Source organism: Albibacillus kandeliae, assembly GCF_003116585.1.
Classification (GTDB): Bacteria; Pseudomonadota; Alphaproteobacteria; order Rhodobacterales; family Rhodobacteraceae; genus Albibacillus; species Albibacillus kandeliae.
Window position 1 is genome coordinate 739,230 of the sequence record NZ_QEHM01000003.1, and the last position, 14,994, is coordinate 754,223.

Annotated in this window: 14 protein-coding genes; 8 read left to right on the plus strand and 6 right to left on the minus strand. The window is 66.5% G+C overall.

The window, feature by feature from the left end; translation table 11 throughout:
- Positions 1-176: 176 nt before the first annotated feature.
- A complete protein-coding gene (locus DDT93_RS09430; protein WP_109465539.1) occupies positions 177-1,076 on the plus strand; it encodes a LysR substrate-binding domain-containing protein in 900 nt (299 codons plus the stop codon).
- Between the two features lie 9 nt (positions 1,077-1,085).
- On the opposite strand, the gene DDT93_RS09435 is transcribed toward DDT93_RS09430, so the two are convergent.
- Positions 1,086-2,156 (minus strand): bifunctional transcriptional activator/DNA repair enzyme AdaA, encoded by a 1,071-nt coding sequence (locus tag DDT93_RS09435; RefSeq protein WP_109465540.1) that lies wholly within the window; start codon positions 2,154-2,156, stop codon positions 1,086-1,088.
- Positions 2,157-2,336: 180 nt separating this feature from the next.
- On the opposite strand from DDT93_RS09435, the gene DDT93_RS09440 reads away from it, so the two are divergent.
- The gene (locus tag DDT93_RS09440) at positions 2,337-2,654 is read left to right on the plus strand and encodes a DUF3775 domain-containing protein (protein ID WP_109465541.1); all 318 of its coding nucleotides are present in this window, start codon (positions 2,337-2,339) and stop codon (positions 2,652-2,654) included.
- Between the two features lie 15 nt (positions 2,655-2,669).
- Here the strand turns inward: DDT93_RS09440 and DDT93_RS09445 are convergent, their stop codons facing one another.
- Together DDT93_RS09445 and DDT93_RS09450 are read right to left on the minus strand one after the other, a co-directional pair.
- Complete coding sequence (locus DDT93_RS09445; protein WP_109465542.1) at positions 2,670-3,284, minus strand: glutathione S-transferase family protein; 615 nt, start codon at positions 3,282-3,284, stop codon at positions 2,670-2,672.
- Between the two features lie 11 nt (positions 3,285-3,295).
- Positions 3,296-3,949, minus strand: coding sequence for a histidine phosphatase family protein (locus DDT93_RS09450; RefSeq protein WP_109465543.1), 654 nt, complete (start codon positions 3,947-3,949; stop codon positions 3,296-3,298).
- 230 nt (positions 3,950-4,179) lie between these two features.
- Between DDT93_RS09450 and DDT93_RS09455 the strand changes: the two genes are divergently transcribed.
- From DDT93_RS09455 to DDT93_RS09480, 6 genes are all read left to right on the plus strand, one after another.
- Positions 4,180-5,370 (plus strand): Zn-dependent hydrolase, encoded by a 1,191-nt coding sequence (locus tag DDT93_RS09455; RefSeq protein ID WP_109465544.1) that lies wholly within the window; start codon positions 4,180-4,182, stop codon positions 5,368-5,370.
- A 141-nt stretch (positions 5,371-5,511) separates the two neighbouring features.
- Complete coding sequence (gene purH, locus DDT93_RS09460; protein ID WP_109465545.1) at positions 5,512-7,101, plus strand: bifunctional phosphoribosylaminoimidazolecarboxamide formyltransferase/IMP cyclohydrolase; 1,590 nt, start codon at positions 5,512-5,514, stop codon at positions 7,099-7,101.
- Positions 7,102-7,116: 15 nt separating this feature from the next.
- Positions 7,117-7,599: a signal peptidase II gene (gene lspA, locus DDT93_RS09465; protein WP_109465546.1), complete on the plus strand. Its 483-nt coding sequence runs from the start codon at positions 7,117-7,119 to the stop codon at positions 7,597-7,599.
- 53 nt (positions 7,600-7,652) lie between these two features.
- Positions 7,653-8,162: a DUF3035 domain-containing protein gene (locus DDT93_RS09470; RefSeq protein WP_109465547.1), complete on the plus strand. Its 510-nt coding sequence runs from the start codon at positions 7,653-7,655 to the stop codon at positions 8,160-8,162.
- A 90-nt stretch (positions 8,163-8,252) separates the two neighbouring features.
- A complete protein-coding gene (locus DDT93_RS09475; RefSeq protein WP_109465548.1) occupies positions 8,253-9,635 on the plus strand; it encodes a M16 family metallopeptidase in 1,383 nt (460 codons plus the stop codon).
- A complete protein-coding gene (locus DDT93_RS09480) occupies positions 9,632-10,972 on the plus strand; it encodes a M16 family metallopeptidase (RefSeq protein WP_408607919.1) in 1,341 nt (446 codons plus the stop codon). The genes DDT93_RS09475 and DDT93_RS09480 overlap by 4 nt, the downstream gene beginning before the upstream one ends.
- Positions 10,973-11,010: 38 nt before the next feature.
- On the opposite strand, the gene DDT93_RS09485 is transcribed toward DDT93_RS09480, so the two are convergent.
- From DDT93_RS09485 to DDT93_RS09495, 3 genes are all read right to left on the minus strand, one after another.
- On the minus strand, positions 11,011-11,628 hold the full coding sequence (locus DDT93_RS09485; RefSeq protein WP_109465549.1) for a trimeric intracellular cation channel family protein: 618 nt from the start codon (positions 11,626-11,628) through the stop codon (positions 11,011-11,013).
- Between the two features lie 76 nt (positions 11,629-11,704).
- Complete coding sequence (locus tag DDT93_RS09490) at positions 11,705-12,526, minus strand: DUF6635 family protein (protein ID WP_109465550.1); 822 nt, start codon at positions 12,524-12,526, stop codon at positions 11,705-11,707.
- Between the two features lie 118 nt (positions 12,527-12,644).
- Entirely contained in the window at positions 12,645-14,981 is a 2,337-nt protein-coding gene (locus DDT93_RS09495) for an aldehyde dehydrogenase family protein (RefSeq protein ID WP_109465551.1), read from the minus strand.
- Positions 14,982-14,994: the final 13 nt, after the last annotated feature.

The following is a 14,994-nucleotide window of genomic DNA, read 5'->3' on the forward strand; positions in this document are numbered from 1 at the left end:
AGCGGGATGAGCCAGCGGATTACGCCGCCATGACCTGCCGGGGCAGTCCTCTACGCGAGGGCAGGTTGGCCAGAACCAAGGAAGATATCTGAGTGTGTTTAGCATGGCGTGATCATTACCACGCCGATGTGCAGACATAGATCGACTTCTTCAGATACCTTGTTTAGGTTTTCTGAATGGATCAGCTCAATCGCCTGCCCCTTTCCGGTCTGCGCGCGGCCGAGGCCATCGGCCGCCTCGGGACATTGCGGGCCGCTGCCGATGCGCTGGGCATTACTCCGGGTGCGGTTAGCCAGCGGCTGCAAGCGCTCGAAACAGCGACGGGACGCCCCCTGTTCATTCGCGGGCCGCAGGGCATGTCGCCGACCGAACTCGGGGCCGAAATGCTGCCGCACTTGCAGGCCGGGTTCGCGCGCCTCTCGGATGCGGCCGCCGTGCTGCGGCCCGACACCTGCAGCCTGACGATCTCGGCCGCGCCGCTGCTGGCCAGCCGGTGGCTGATCTGGCGGCTATCGGACTTCGAGGCCGAGAACCCCGAGATCCGGATCAGGATCGAACCGACCGACCGCATCGTCGACCTGCGGGTCGAGGACGTGGACCTGTGCCTGCGGATCGGGCGCAAGCCCTGGCCCGGCCTCGATTGCGAGCAACTGCACCTCTACAGCTACTTTCCCGTCTGCGCGCCCTCGCTACTGCCACGGCTTTCGTCCCCGGCGGACCTTGCGCAGGTGCCTCTGATCCGCGAGCGCGACCACCTTGAAAGCTGGGAGGCCTGGCTGGCGGCGGAGGGGTTGGCGCTGGGGGACATGCAGCCCGGGCCGGACCACGGCGATGCCGGCCTCTGCCTCGATGCGGCCATGACCGGGCGGGGTGTTGCCATAGCGTGGGATACCATCGCGGCGGATCCGATCGCACGCGGCACGCTGGTGCGTCCGTTTCCGCGCAGGGTCACGACCGGCCTCGCCATCTGGCTGGTCGGGATGCCGGGCACCCTGTCGCGGACCGCACCGCGCCGCTTCGCGGCTTGGCTGAGGGCACGGCTGGCATCCGAGCGTGCGAGCTGGGAAACAGCCTGACGCTCCGGTTCAGGCGGTCTGGGCCCTTTCGGTCCGGTACTGGCGTTCGACCTCGATCAGCTTTTGCTTGCGCCAAAGCCCGCCGCCGTAGCCGGTGAGCGAGCCATCGGCGCCGATCACCCGGTGGCAGGGGATCAGGATGGCAATCTGGTTCGCCCCGTTCGCCCGCGCAACGGCGCGCACCGCGTCGGGGCGTCCAATCCCCGCGGCGACCTCGGAATAGCTGCGGGTCTCACCTGCGGGGATCGACTGCAGCGCATCCCAGACGGCACCGGCAAAGGCGCTGCCGTGATAGGCGAGCGGCACCGAGAAGGTCGGACAGGTGCCCGCAAAGAACGATGTCAGCTGTTCCGCCGCCATCTCGGTCGGGCCGGGGCGGCCAAAGCCGATCTGGCCCCGGGTCATGGCGTGAAGCCGTTTGAGCTCGGTCGGCAGGGCCTTCCGTTCGGCAAATTCCAGCAGGTGGACGTGGTTGTCGTCGGCCACGGCAATCATCGGCCCCAGCACGGTGTCGATCCAGTCCGCCTGAAGCAAGCCCCTGGCCGCGAAGGCGCCCGGGGTTAGCCCGGTGAGCCGCGCAAAGGCGGCGCGAAAGGCGCTGGGGCTCTCGAAGCCCGCGTCGAGCTGTGCTTCGATCACCGGTGCGCCGCGCGCCAGCGTCTCCAGCCCGGCCCGCATCCGGAACCGGCGAGCCATGTCGAGGAACGTGCAGCCGAACTGCCGTTTGAACGCCCGCCGCACGGTCGAGGGGTCAAGGCCCATCGCGGCAAGGTCCTCCTCGCGCCAGCGACGGGCCGGATCGGCCTGCAAAGCGGCCAGCAGCCGTGTGACCGAGGGATCGCCCTCGGCCTCGGGCGTCATCGGGTGACATCGCTTGCAAGGCCGGAACCCGGCATCGAGACAGGCAGCGACCGAGGGATAGAACCGGCAGTTCTCTCGCTTGGGCTTCCGGGCCGGGCAGGTCAGGCGGCAGAAGATACCCGTGGAGGTCACGCCGACATAAGCGCGACCCTCGTAGGCGGAATCGCGGGACAGCAGCGCGGCATAGAGCGTATCGGGGTGTGGCAGGTCGAACATCATGACCTCACTCTAGCGCGAATCCCGCCCGCGATGTCGCCGGTTTTCGGGCGCGGATATGGCGGCATGCGCGACGTTGTGGAGCAGCCGAAATGGCAACGCCGGGGTTTGCGCCGCGCCGCGATTCGATGCCATGATACCGGCATCTGAGTGGCCGGGCCCCGGCCGGACAAGGAGTTCAGGATGCTGGAAATTTCTCCGAGCAAGATCGCCCAGGTGGCGCTGATGGGTCACGAGCTGGCCCGCGCGGAACCCGAGTTTCGCGCCTTCATCGACCGCATGAGTGAGGACGAGCAGGCCGAGCTGGTCGCGGTCATGTGGATCGGGCGCGGCAGCTTCGAACCCGAGGATCTTGCCGAGGCCATCGAGACCGCGCGCAACGAGGCGACGACTCCCTGTGCGGACTACCTGATCGGCACCCCGCACCTCTCGGATCACCTCGAGAACGGTCTCGACGCGCTGGGTATCTCGGCCACCGATATCGAGGACGAGATCATGTAGCCCGGGCGGGCTGCGTCAGAGCAGCCCGGCCTCGCGTGCCGACTTGACCGACTCGCGCTGTTCCATTGCTTCGATGAAGGCGGCGATCTTGGGGTAATTGGCGATGGTCACCCCGTCGCCAGCCAGCCAGCCGCAGACGACGAAGAGATAGAGGTCGGCCAGGCTCAGGCTCTCCCCGAGGACATAGGTCGACAGCGCGTAACGCTCTTCGATATGGGCCGCGCTGACCGCCATGGTCTCGGGAACCTTGGCCCGCATGTCCTCGAACGAGCTCTCCTCGGTCGCCCAACGTGCGCCGCGCATCTTGTGGGCGTGGTTCACGTGCATGGTCGAGGCCAGATAGTACATCAACTCGCGCATGCGGCCCGCCTCGAAGGCATCTGCGGGCACCAGTCCGGCGTTGGGGGCAATCGCGGCGATGTAGTCGAGGATCGCTCCGGTCTCGGTCAGCACGCCCTTGTCCGTCGCCAGCGCCGGCACCCGGCCCTTGGGATTGATGGCGTGGTAGGCGGGTTTGGTCTGCTCCGCCTCGCCAAAGTTGACGCGGACGGGTTCGAAAGCGATGCCCGCCTCGGTCAGTGCGAGGTACACGACGACCGAGATGGTCCCCTTGCCGCAATAGAGCTTCATCTTCTTCGTCCTCACATGTGGGTTTGTGCAAACTGCCGATCGGGATGATCGAGGTGCGGTACCGCGTTGAACAGCACCGGGCTCAGTTGGTCGCCGACCAGCCGCAGACGGTGCATCGAGGTGTTCATGATCGACATCGAAACCCGCGCCATCGCGCTGACGTCGAGATCCAGCAGCTGCCGCATCACCATGCCGATCAGGCCGCCCGAGGTGACCACCAGCGCCGGGCCGTCCCCCGCGCCGATCTCGGCCAGCGCCGACCGCACGCGGCTCTCGAAGTCCGCCCAGGTTTCGGGCGGGTTTTCCAGCGCGTCCTCCTGCCACGCGCCAAAGACGCGGGGCATGTGGCGAGCAAATTCCTCGCGCTCGGTGGGCAGGGGCAGGCCGTGCTGCTCTTCCATCAGCTTGGCGAGATTGAAGTATTCCAGCTCGTTCAGGCGGGCATCCTGAATCACCTCGTCGCCAAAGCCCATCGACCGGGCGGTTTCGCGGTGACGGATCAGGGTGCCGCAATAGACGCGCGGGTGAAAATGGGCCGAGTCGCGCAGGTAATCGCCCAGCCATGCCGCCTGCTGGTGGCCAAGGGGGCTGAGCTTGTCATAGCTGACCTCGTCACGGGCCTCGGTATTGGCCTGACCGTGACGGACAAGGGTAATATGGGACATCAGAATTCCTGTAACCGTTACAGGGTCTCTTACGCCGGGTTTGGCAGCGAGGCCAGTGGCAGCAGGCCATTTGTCCAAGGTGAGGGGATGATGTGCCGAGGAAGTCGGCAGCCCCCGGGGTGGTGCCTTCTGGCAGCCCCTGTCGCGTGAGCGGGAATTTCCGCCGCCCCGTTGCCCCGGCGCGGGGCTTCGCGCCATAGTGCCGGCAACCCCGATTTGAGGAGACCGCCATGATCCCCGCGAACCCGGACCGCTTTCTTGCCGATCTGCACCACCTGCGCACTTTCGGGGCCTCGGGGGTGGACAAGGGCGTGGTGCGGCCCGCCTTTTCCGACGCCGACATCGCGGCGCGAAGGTGGCTGGCGGCGCGGATGGAGGAGGCAGGGCTGACGCCGCACTTCGACCCGGTCGGCAACCTGTTCGGCATCGCCGGGGAACGGTCGCTGCTGATGGGCTCCCATTCCGACAGCCAGCCCGAAGGCGGATGGCTCGACGGTGCGCTGGGCGTGATCGCGGCGCTGGAAGTCGCGCGGGCAAGCAGAGAGGTGGGCGGTCCGCCGATCTCGGTGGTCAGTTTCCAGGACGAGGAGGGGCGGTTCGGCGTCACCACCGGCAGCGCGATCTGGTCGGGCAACCTCGACCTCGCCAAGGCCGATACGCTGACCGACCACGCGGGCGTGCCCTTTGCCGAGGCGCGCGCGCGGATGGCGGACCTTGCCGGCGATTTCGTCGACCCGGCTCAGTTCACCGGCTTCATCGAGATGCACATCGAGCAGGGCCCGTGGCTCGACACAGAGGGCGACAAGATCGGCGTGGTCAGCGATATCGTCGGCATCCGCGACATGCGCGTGACCTTTGGAGGTCAGCAGAACCACGCGGGCACCACCCCGATGCACCTGCGCCGCGACGCCTTCCAGGCGATGTCTGCCTTCTCGTCGGCAATCAACGACCGGTTCCGCAACGTGGTGACTCCCGCGACGGTCTGGACCATCGGCCACGTGACGCTGCACCCGAACGCGAGCTCCATCGTGCCGGGGCGCGCGACCTTCTCGATGCAGTGGCGCGATGGCGATACCGACCGGCTTGCTCGGATGGAGGAGATCATCCGCAGCACGGCGCAGGAGATCGCGGAGGCGCGGGGGATGAAGCTGAGCTATGGCCCGATGCTGGGGCTGGAGCCGGTGGTGATGGACGCGGGACTGCGCGGCGCATTGGAACTCGGCGCGGCGAGCGTCGCACCGGGCAAGTGGCGCAAGATGCCCTCGGGCGCGCTGCACGACGCCACCAACGTCGGCGCCCTGATGCCGGTGGCGATGCTTTTCGTGCCCTCGATCAACGGGATCAGCCACGATTTCGCCGAGGACACGGCCGAGGCGGACCTGGTGGCCGGGCTGGAAGTGCTGGCGCGGGCGGCTGTTTGAGGGAAGTGGACTGCGAAGGACGCTCTCTGGCGAGTTTCGCACAACCCGGCCATGCGCCGGGGCCCCAAAACACATGGTTCTATCTCCCGCCAAGATAGTCTATGCCGCGCGGCATATGCTGCCATATCCGAGGATGCCCAAATGAGCGATCTCCACCCCGTCCGCCGTGCCCTACTGTCGGTTTCCGACAAGACCGGTCTCGTCGATCTCGGCAAATCCCTCTACGCGCGCGGGATCGAACTGCTGAGCACCGGGGGCACCGCCCATGCGCTGCGCGAGGCCGGGCTCGAGGTGAAGGACGTCTCGGAAGTCACCGGTTTCCCCGAGATGATGGACGGGCGGGTCAAGACGCTGCACCCCAAGGTCCACGGCGGCCTGCTGGCGCTGCGCGACAACGATGCGCACGTCATGGCGATGGAAGAGCATGGCATCGGCGCCATCGACCTGCTGGTGGTCAACCTCTACCCCTTCGAGGCCACCGTGGCGAAGGGCGCGGAGTATGACGAGTGCATCGAGAACATCGACATCGGCGGCCCGGCAATGATCCGCGCGGCAGCCAAGAACCACGCCTTCGTCAATGTGGTCGTGGACGTCGAGGACTATCACGCCCTGCTGGCAGAGCTGGAAGAGAACGACGGCAGCACGTCCTACGAATTCCGCCAGAAGCTGGCGCTGAACGCCTATGCCCGCACCGCCGCCTACGACGCGGCCGTGTCGACGTGGATGGCGGATGCGCTGAAGGAAGCCAACCCGCGCCGCCGCGCCGTGGCGGGGACGCTGGCGCAGACCCTGCGCTATGGCGAGAACCCGCACCAGTCGGCGGCCTTCTACACCGATGGCTCCTCGCGCCCGGGCGTGGCAACCGCCCAGCAGCATCAGGGCAAGGAACTGTCCTACAACAACATCAACGACACCGACGCGGCGTTCGAGCTGGTCAGTGAGTTTGCGCCCGCCGACGGCCCGGCGGTGGCGATCATCAAGCACGCCAACCCCTGCGGCGTGGCGCGCGGCACCTCGCTGGTCGACGCATACAAGCGCGCGTTCGACTGCGACCGCACCTCGGCCTTTGGCGGGATCATCGCGCTGAACCAGCCGCTCGACGCGGCGACTGCGGAAGAGATCAGCGCCATCTTTACCGAGGTGGTGATCGCGCCCGAGGCAGATGACGCGGCCAAGGAGATCTTTGCGAAGAAGAAGAACCTGCGCCTGCTGACCACCGGCGGCCTCGCCAACCCGCTGGAAAAGGCGCTGACCTGGCGCCAGGTGTCGGGTGGCTTCCTGCTGCAGGACAAGGATACCGGCCACATCACGCTGGATGACCTCAAGGTCGTGACCAAGCGCGCGCCCTCCGAGCAGGAACTGAAGGACCTGCTGTTCGCCTGGAAGGTGGCCAAGCACGTCAAGTCCAACGCCATCGTCTACGTCAAGGACGGTGCCACCGTGGGTGTCGGCGCGGGCCAGATGAGCCGCGTGGACAGCGCCAACATCGCCGCCATCAAGGCGCAGCGCATGGCCGACGTGATCGGCCTTGCCGAGAGCCCCGCCAAGGGTTCGGTCGTCGCCTCCGACGCCTTCTTCCCCTTTGCTGATGGCCTGATGGAAGCGGCTGGCGCAGGTGCGACGGCGGTGATCCAGCCGGGCGGCTCGATGCGCGACGACGAGGTGATCGCCGCCGCCGACGAGGCCGGGTTGGCGATGGTCTTCACCGGAATGCGCCACTTCCGGCACTGACAGGAACCCCAGGGTATGCGCCTTCTTTCCATCGCGGCGCTGGTCGCGCTCGCGCTCGACCAGCTCAGCAAGTACCTGGTGGTGCATACCTTTGGCCTTGCCCAGAGGCTGGCCATCGACGTCTGGTACCCGTTCCTGACCTTCAAGTACGGCGAGAACCGGGGCATCAACTTTGGCCTGCTGGACGGCGAGTCCGAGTTGTCGCGCTGGGCGCTCACGATCTTTTCGCTGGTGGTCTGCGTCGCCGTTGCCCTCTGGATCAGACGGGGCGGCAAGAGCCGCCTGATGATCCTCAGCGCCGGTCTGCTGATCGGTGGAGCGCTCGGGAACGTGGTGGACCGGGTGCTCTACGGCTACGTCCTCGACTTTCTCAACATGTCGTGCTGCGGCATCCGCAACCCCTTTGTCTTCAACATCGCGGATGTGTTCATCTTCCTCGGTGCGGTGGGGCTGATCCTTGGCGAACCGGGTGGCAAGGCACGGAAAAACGCCCCGTGACCTTGGGCGGTGAATAGGCTAGAACGCCAGAAGTAACAGGCAGGAGACGCGGTTTGCGCACGAAACTGGGTATCATGGTTCTGACGCTCGCCGTCGCGGTTTCCGGCTGTGCGCAAAAGGGGCTGATGGATCTGCGTCAGCCGGGTGACGGCCCGGACGAGTTCATGATCCTTCCGACCAAACCGCTGACCATTCCCGGCGACACCCGTTCGTTGCCCGCACCGACCCCGGGCGGCAGCAACCTCGTGGACAAGAACCCCAAGGCCGACGCCATCGCGGCGCTGGGTGGCCGGCCCGATACCTCGACCTCGGTTCCCTCCTCGGATTCCGCCCTGGTGACCCAGGCGAGCCGTTATGGCGTATCCGGCGGTATCCGGCAGGATCTTGCCCAACAGGACGCCGACTACCTGCAGAAACAGGGCCGCTGGACGCGCCTGCGCCTGTTCCCGGTGGACCGCTACGCCCAGATTTACAAGCGCCAGACCCTTGATCCCTTCGAGGAAAGCAAGCGTCTGCGGCGGATGGGCGTGCAGACTCCCTCCTCGCCCCCCGAGAAGAACTGACCTCACATTTCCGGGACCGGTCCTTGACCCCTGTCCGCGGCACCGTAGGTTGGCGATGACCCGGTGGCGCACAGCGTGAAAGGACCCTGAATGTTGCAAACGATCGCGCGCGGCCTCGCGCCCCTTGCCCTGGTGGCGGGGCTGTTCTCGGGGCTGGCCGCCCCGGCCTTCGCCGAAGCCCCGGCATCGGTCACCGACCGGGTGACCGATTTCATGCTCGACAACGGAATGCAGGTGGTGGTGGTCGAGGATCACCGTGCCCCCGTGGTGCAGCAGATGGTCTGGTACAGGGCCGGGTCCGCGGACGAACCCAAGGGCGAGAGCGGCGTGGCGCACTTTCTCGAGCACCTGATGTTCAAGGCGACCAAGAACATGGCCTCGGGCGAGCTCTCGGCGACGGTGGCGGCCAACGGGGGCGAGGACAACGCCTTTACCAGCTACGACTACACCGCCTACTACCAGCGCGTCGCAGCTGACCGGCTGGAGCTGATGATGAAGATGGAGGCGGACCGCATGGTCAACCTCATCCTCAGCGAGGACGACATCCGGACCGAGCGCGACGTGATCCTCGAAGAACGTAACATGCGCACCGACAACAACCCGCGTGCCCTGTTCGGCGAGCAGATGAACGCGGCGCAGTATCTCAACAGCCGCTACGGCCTGCCGGTAATTGGCTGGCGGCACGAGATGGAAGAACTGTCGCGCGCCGACGCGCTCGACTTCTACCACACCTATTATGCCCCCAACGATGCCATCCTCGTGGTTTCGGGTGATGTCGATCCGGCAGAGGTGCGGCGTCTGGCCGAGACCTACTATGGTGTGATCCCGGCCAATCCGAACCTGCCAGAGCGCATCCGCGCGCAGGAGCCGCCGCAGACCGCGGCGCGGCGCCTGACCTACAAGGACGCGCGCGTGGCCCAGCCCTATGTCAGCCGGTCCTACCTCGCGCCCGAGCGCGATCCCGGCGACCAGAAAAAGGCGGCGGCGCTGACCCTGCTGGCCGAAATGCTCGGTGGCGGGAACACCTCGTACCTTGCCGAAAAGCTGCAGTTCGACACCCAGGCAGCGGTCTGGTCCAACGCCTATTACAGCGGGACTTCGGTCGACAGGACGACCTTCGACCTCGTGGTGGTTCCGGCCGATGGCGTGAACCTTGAAGAGGCCGAGGCGGCTCTGGACAAGGCGCTGGCCGACTTCATGGAGCGCGGTGTCGACATGGAGCAGCTGGAGCGCATCAAGATGCAGCTCAGGGCCTCGCAGATCTATCAGCAGGACAACGTGGACGGCATCGCCAATCGCTATGGCAGCGCGCTGGCGGTCGGCCTGTCGGTCAAGGATATCCAGGACTGGCCCGAGATCCTGCAATCGGTGACGGCAGACGAGATCATGGAGGCGGCGCGGGACGTGCTGCGCCCGGAGAGTTCGGTGACCGGCTGGCTGATGCGCCAGGACGAAGAAGAGGTGATGCAATGAACGCCCCCAAGATGCGCCCGCTGATCGCCGCCCTCGCTGGGCTCGTGGCCCTGCTGACGGCCCTGCCGGCCCTCGCCGAGGTCAAGATCCAGGAAGTGACCACGCCCAAGGGCATCAAGGCCTGGCTGGTGGAGGAACATTCGATCCCCTTCGCGGCCCTCGAACTGCGGTTCAAGGGCGGTACCTCGCTCGACCTGCCGGGCAAGCGCGGCGCGACTTATCTGATGAGCGGTCTGCTCGAGGAAGGCGCCGCCGATCTCGACGCGCGCGCCTTTGCCCGGGCGCAGGAGAGCCTCGCGGCCAGCTTCAGCTATGACGTGGGCGACGACGCGCTCTCGGTCTCGGCCCGCTTTCTCAGCGAGAACCGCGACGAGGCGGTCGAACTGCTGCGCACTTCGCTGATGGAACCGCGGTTCGATCAGGATGCCATCGACCGGGTGCGCGCGCAGGTTATCTCGGGCATCATGTCCGACGCCAAGGATCCGCGCGACATCGCTGCGAACGCCTTCACCCAGATGGCCTATGGCGAGCACCCCTATGCCACCGATGGCAAGGGCACTGTCGAGTCGGTCAATGCCCTGACCCGCGACGACATACTTGCCGCGCACAAGGGCGTATTCGCGCGTGACAGGCTCTATATCGGGGCTGTTGGAGATATCACGCCCGAGGAACTCAGCACCCTGCTCGACAACCTGCTCGGGGACCTCCCTGAAACCGGCGCGCCGTTCCCCGGACCTGCCGATGTCAGCATCGATGGTGGGGTGACGGTGGTGCCCTTCGATACGCCGCAATCGGTGGCCCTGTTCGGGCAGCGCGGGATCGAGCGCGATGACGACGATTTCTTTGCCGCCTATGTCATGAACCAGATCCTTGGTGCCGGTGGGTTCGAGAGCCGACTTATGACCGAGGTCCGCGAAAAGCGGGGGCTGACCTACGGCATCTATTCCTACCTCAATCCCAAGGACTGGGCCGCCGTCTACATGGGCAGCGTTGCCTCCTCGAACGACAAGGTCGCCGAGGCGATCAAGCTGGTGAAAGAGGAATGGACCCGCCTGCGCGACGACGGTGTGACCGAGAAGGAACTGGAAGACGCCAAGACCTATCTGACCGGGGCTTACCCGCTGCGGTTCGATGGCAACGGCGAGATCGCCAGCATCCTCGCGGGAATGCAGTTGCAGGGTCTTCCCATCGACTACATCGCGACGCGGAACGACAAGGTCGAGGCGGTGACACTTGATGACGTGAACCGCGTGGCCAAGGAACTGCTCGATCCGGACCACCTGCATTTCGTGGTGGTCGGCAAGCCCGACGGGCTGGAGAGCACGGCCTCAAACTGATCCTGCCGGGGCGGGGGATGACCCCGTCCCGCGCCTCGCTAGGACCCGGGCGCCCTTGGCGCCTGCCACCCGCGATAGACACTCAGCACCCGCACGACAAAGGTCAGCAGGACCGCGATTGCCATTGCCAGCAGCTCGGGCAACCCGGCCTTCAGCCCCAGAACGAAGGCCAGACCGCCGAGCAGGGCCGCCAGCGCGTAGACGTCCTCGCGCAGAACACGGGGCACCTCGGCAACCAGCACGTCGCGGAGCACGCCGCCGCCCACTGCCGTCACGATCCCCAGAAGAACGGAGGGCAGGGGCGTCAGCCCGAACTCCAGCGCCTTGTCGCAACCACTGACGGCGAACAGGCCCAACCCGGCCGCATCCAGCAGCATGACTGGCTTGTTCAGCTTCTCGATGGCGCGGCTGGCAAAGAACACCACGAGCCCCGCGGCAAGGGCGGCCACAAGGAACCGCGTGTCCTTCAGCGCCATCGGCGGCACGTCGCCCAGCAGCAGGTCGCGGGTGATCCCGCCCGCCACCCCCACGCAGACGGCCAGCACCAGCACCCCGAAGATATCGAGCTGTTTCCTCACCGCGAGGGTCGCACCGCTGAGCGCGAAGACGAAGGTGCCCATGAGGTCGATGACAACGGATGGGAAAAGCGGCGTCATGAACGGTCTCCTCGGCCGGAACTCGGGCCGTTGCCAAGCCTAGCCGCGCGGCGCTGAGCGGGCAAACCCCAAGCACTTATCCCCGGATGGTCCGCCAGACACTCCAGGCGAGGTCGGCAAGGTCGCCGATGCGTGCGGTCACGTGCTCCCGTTCGATCCCGCCGCTCTGCGCCCCGGCGTTGTCCAGCCGCGACAGCAGACGCATGAGCCGCCGCCGGTGCGTGCCGGTCAGCACCTGAATCGGGTCGGCGATGACCCCCGCGAAGGTCGTGACCAGCGCCGCAAGGCACGACAGGGCCAGCGCGGTCAGCATCACCTGCCAGGGCCCCAGAGCCGTGGGAAACACCCCGTAATAGAGCCTGCCCAACCCCTGTCCCAGCCAGAAGGAATCGACCGCGTTCGCCTGCGCCCGCAGCTCGGCCACCGGCCCCGCGAGTGAGAAGACGCCGGGGGTGGCCGCGTGGAACAGCCAGAAACCGGTGACGAGGACCAGCAGGCTGGTGGTGATCTCGGCCACCGCGTTGCGGACACCCGCGTAGTCGTCGACCGCCCGGTCGATGGTCTCGGGCGCGGCGGTAACACCCATTCCGCGTGCGTTCAGATCGCCGATAAAGGCCCGGGTCCTTTCGCCGACCCGCCGCGCCACCTCGGTCTCGAACAGGATTTTCCGCCGCAGCAACCAGCCGCGCAGGCGCTTGAGGCGCAGCAACCCCGCCAGCCCCGCGATCAGCCGGACCAGCAGAAAGACCGGCGCCAGAAGCACATTCAAAGGCGCGCGCAGCAGGTCGAGCCCGAGTGCATGACGGTGCAGCAGCAGGCTGCCCCGCGGGTCGAAATTGGTTCGGACGAACCGACGGACCTCGGCCTTACGCTCCTCGTGCAGGGACTTGGCGGACATGCGTGGCTTCCGATTGGGCTTTGCCCTCACATCTGGGGATCGCAGCCTCGAATGGAAGGGGCGGAGGTGGCACGCAGGGCAAGGTCATGCACCGCCAAGCGCGCCACCGCTGCCCTGTTCACTCGCCGTAGGGCACCCAGATGTTCTTGACCTCGGTCGCCTGTGCCAGCCATTCGGCGCTGTCGTTGGTGTACCAGTCGCGCGCCATCCCGTTGTTGACCCAGGTGCGCTTGAGGTTGCCTGCCGAGGCCTTCTCGATCGTGGCCGAGAGGTCGGAGGAGGAGAAGGACCAGACCGCATCGACGTCGAGGTGCGCGGCCAGCGTCGGGGCCATGTCCTCGTGCGCGCCGGTCAGTATGTTCACCACACCGCCCGGAACGTCGGACGTGTCGAGCAACTGGTAGAAGTCGGTCGCGGCCAGCGGGAAGGGTTCCGAGGCAATGGTGACCACCCGGTTGCCCATGGCCATCGCCGGCGCGATCACCGAGACCAGACCCAGCAGCGGTGCCTCGTCGGCGCAGAGAGCGCCGATTACGCCCACCGGCTCCTTCATCGCGATGGCGACGCCACGGATTGGTACGCCATGCACCTGCCCGTCGTATTTGTCGGCCCATGCGGCATAGGTGAACAGGCGTTGGATCGCCGCCTCCACTTCTCCCGCGCCCTGACGCTTGCCTGTCATCGCGTCGATACGCGCCGCGAACTCAGTGGCGCGGGCCGAGAGGTTCTCGGCGAGGTAATACAGGATCTGCGCGCGCAGGTGCCCGGTGGTCTTCGCCCAGCCGGAGGCCGCCTGCGCCGCCTCGACGGCGTTGCGGATGTCCTTGCGGCTGCCCTGGCCCACGTGGCCCAGCAGTGCGCCAGTGCGTCCGTGGATCGCGGTGGAATAGCCCGAGTCGGGGCGCGCCTGCTTGCCGCCGACGTACATCTTGGCGGTTCGGTCGATGGCGTCCACGGGGCCTTCGCTGCCGGTGAAGGGCTCGACCTTTGCCAGCGGCTTGGCCTTGCCCAGCGGACGGGTGTAGGCCGTGAGCCCCTCCCAGCCGCCTTCACGTCCGAATCCGCTCTCGCGGACCCCGCCGAATCCGGCGGCGGCGTCGAACATGTTGGTGCCGTTGACCCAGACCACCCCGGCCGCCAGCTTGGGCGCAATGTCGAGCGCGAGGTTCACGTTTTCGGTCCAGACCGTCGCCGCAAGGCCATAGCGCGTGTTGTTGGCCAGTTGCACGGCCTCGCCGGGAGTCCGGAACGTGCAGGAGACCAGCACGGGGCCAAAGATCTCCTCCTGCATCAGCGGATCGGAGGGGGCGAGCCCGGTGATCAGCGTCGGCGGGTAGTAACAGCCGTTCTCGGGCAGGTCGCAGTCCGCCACGTGGGTTTCCCCGGCGGTATTGGCCTCGACCAGCCCCTTGACCCGGCTCAACTGCACCGGGTCCACCAGCGCGCCCACGTCGATGGACTTGTCCAGAGGATCGCCGATGCGCAGTTTGTCCATCCGCGTGCGCAGCTTGTCGAAGAACACCTCGGCGACGCCCTCCTGCACCAGGAGGCGCGACCCGGCGCAGCAGACCTGGCCCTGGTTGAACCAGATGGCATCGACCAGCCCTTCGACGGCCGAGTCGAGGTCGGCGTCGTCGAACACGATGTAGGGAGACTTGCCGCCCAGCTCGAGCGTCAGCGACTTGCCCGAGCCTGCAGTGGCCTCGCGGATACGGCGCCCCACCTCGGTCGAGCCGGTGAAGGCGATCTTGTCGACGTCGGAATTGACGATCATCTCGCCTACCGTGCCGTCGCCGGTCACGATGTTCACGACACCCTTGGGCAGGCCCGCCTGCCGGCAGATATCGGCGAAGAGCAGCGCGGTCAGCGAGGTATACTCGGCCGGTTTCAGGACCACGGTATTGCCCATGGCCAGCGCCGGGGCGACCTTCCAGGCCAGCATCAGTAGGGGGAAGTTCCACGGGATGATCTGTCCACACACTCCCAGCGCACCACGGCCCGGCAGCGCCTCTTCCATCAGTTGCGCCATACCCGCGTGATAGTAGAAATGCCGCTGCGCCAGCGGGATATCAATGTCGCGGCTCTCGCGGATCGGTTTGCCGTTGTCCAGCGACTCGAGCACGGCAAACAGCCGCGCGTGTTTCTGCAGCAGCCGCGCGATGGCATAGAGATGGCGCGCGCGCCCGGGCCCACCGAGCTTTTCCCATTTGCCCTGCGCCCGGCGCGCCGCCTTGACCGCCGCATCCACATCGCCCTGCGAGGCTTGTGTGACAAAGGCCAGGACCTCGCCATTGGCCGGGTTCCGCGCCTCGAAGGTCTTGCCGGGTTCGGTAAAGACTCCGTCGATGAATTGTCCGAACCTGTCGCCCGCGTCCACCAGCCAGGCCAGTGCCTCCGCCGCGCTCTCGGGTGCCGTACCGTAGTCCATGGTGTCGAAGATCTCTTTCACGCTCATGGCTTCATCTTTC

Coding starts and splice junctions, on each gene's coding strand:
- DDT93_RS09430 (WP_109465539.1), top strand. CDS start 177: ATGGATCAGCTCAATCGCCTGCCCCTTTCCGGTCTGCGCGCGGCCGAG.
- DDT93_RS09435 (WP_109465540.1), bottom strand. CDS start 2,156: ATGATGTTCGACCTGCCACACCCCGATACGCTCTATGCCGCGCTGCTG.
- DDT93_RS09440 (WP_109465541.1), top strand. CDS start 2,337: ATGCTGGAAATTTCTCCGAGCAAGATCGCCCAGGTGGCGCTGATGGGT.
- DDT93_RS09445 (WP_109465542.1), bottom strand. CDS start 3,284: ATGAAGCTCTATTGCGGCAAGGGGACCATCTCGGTCGTCGTGTACCTC.
- DDT93_RS09450 (WP_109465543.1), bottom strand. CDS start 3,949: ATGTCCCATATTACCCTTGTCCGTCACGGTCAGGCCAATACCGAGGCC.
- DDT93_RS09455 (WP_109465544.1), top strand. CDS start 4,180: ATGATCCCCGCGAACCCGGACCGCTTTCTTGCCGATCTGCACCACCTG.
- purH (WP_109465545.1), top strand. CDS start 5,512: ATGAGCGATCTCCACCCCGTCCGCCGTGCCCTACTGTCGGTTTCCGAC.
- lspA (WP_109465546.1), top strand. CDS start 7,117: ATGCGCCTTCTTTCCATCGCGGCGCTGGTCGCGCTCGCGCTCGACCAG.
- DDT93_RS09475 (WP_109465548.1), top strand. CDS start 8,253: ATGTTGCAAACGATCGCGCGCGGCCTCGCGCCCCTTGCCCTGGTGGCG.
- DDT93_RS09480 (WP_408607919.1), top strand. CDS start 9,632: ATGAACGCCCCCAAGATGCGCCCGCTGATCGCCGCCCTCGCTGGGCTC.
- DDT93_RS09485 (WP_109465549.1), bottom strand. CDS start 11,628: ATGACGCCGCTTTTCCCATCCGTTGTCATCGACCTCATGGGCACCTTC.
- DDT93_RS09490 (WP_109465550.1), bottom strand. CDS start 12,526: ATGTCCGCCAAGTCCCTGCACGAGGAGCGTAAGGCCGAGGTCCGTCGG.
- DDT93_RS09495 (WP_109465551.1), bottom strand. CDS start 14,981: ATGAGCGTGAAAGAGATCTTCGACACCATGGACTACGGTACGGCACCC.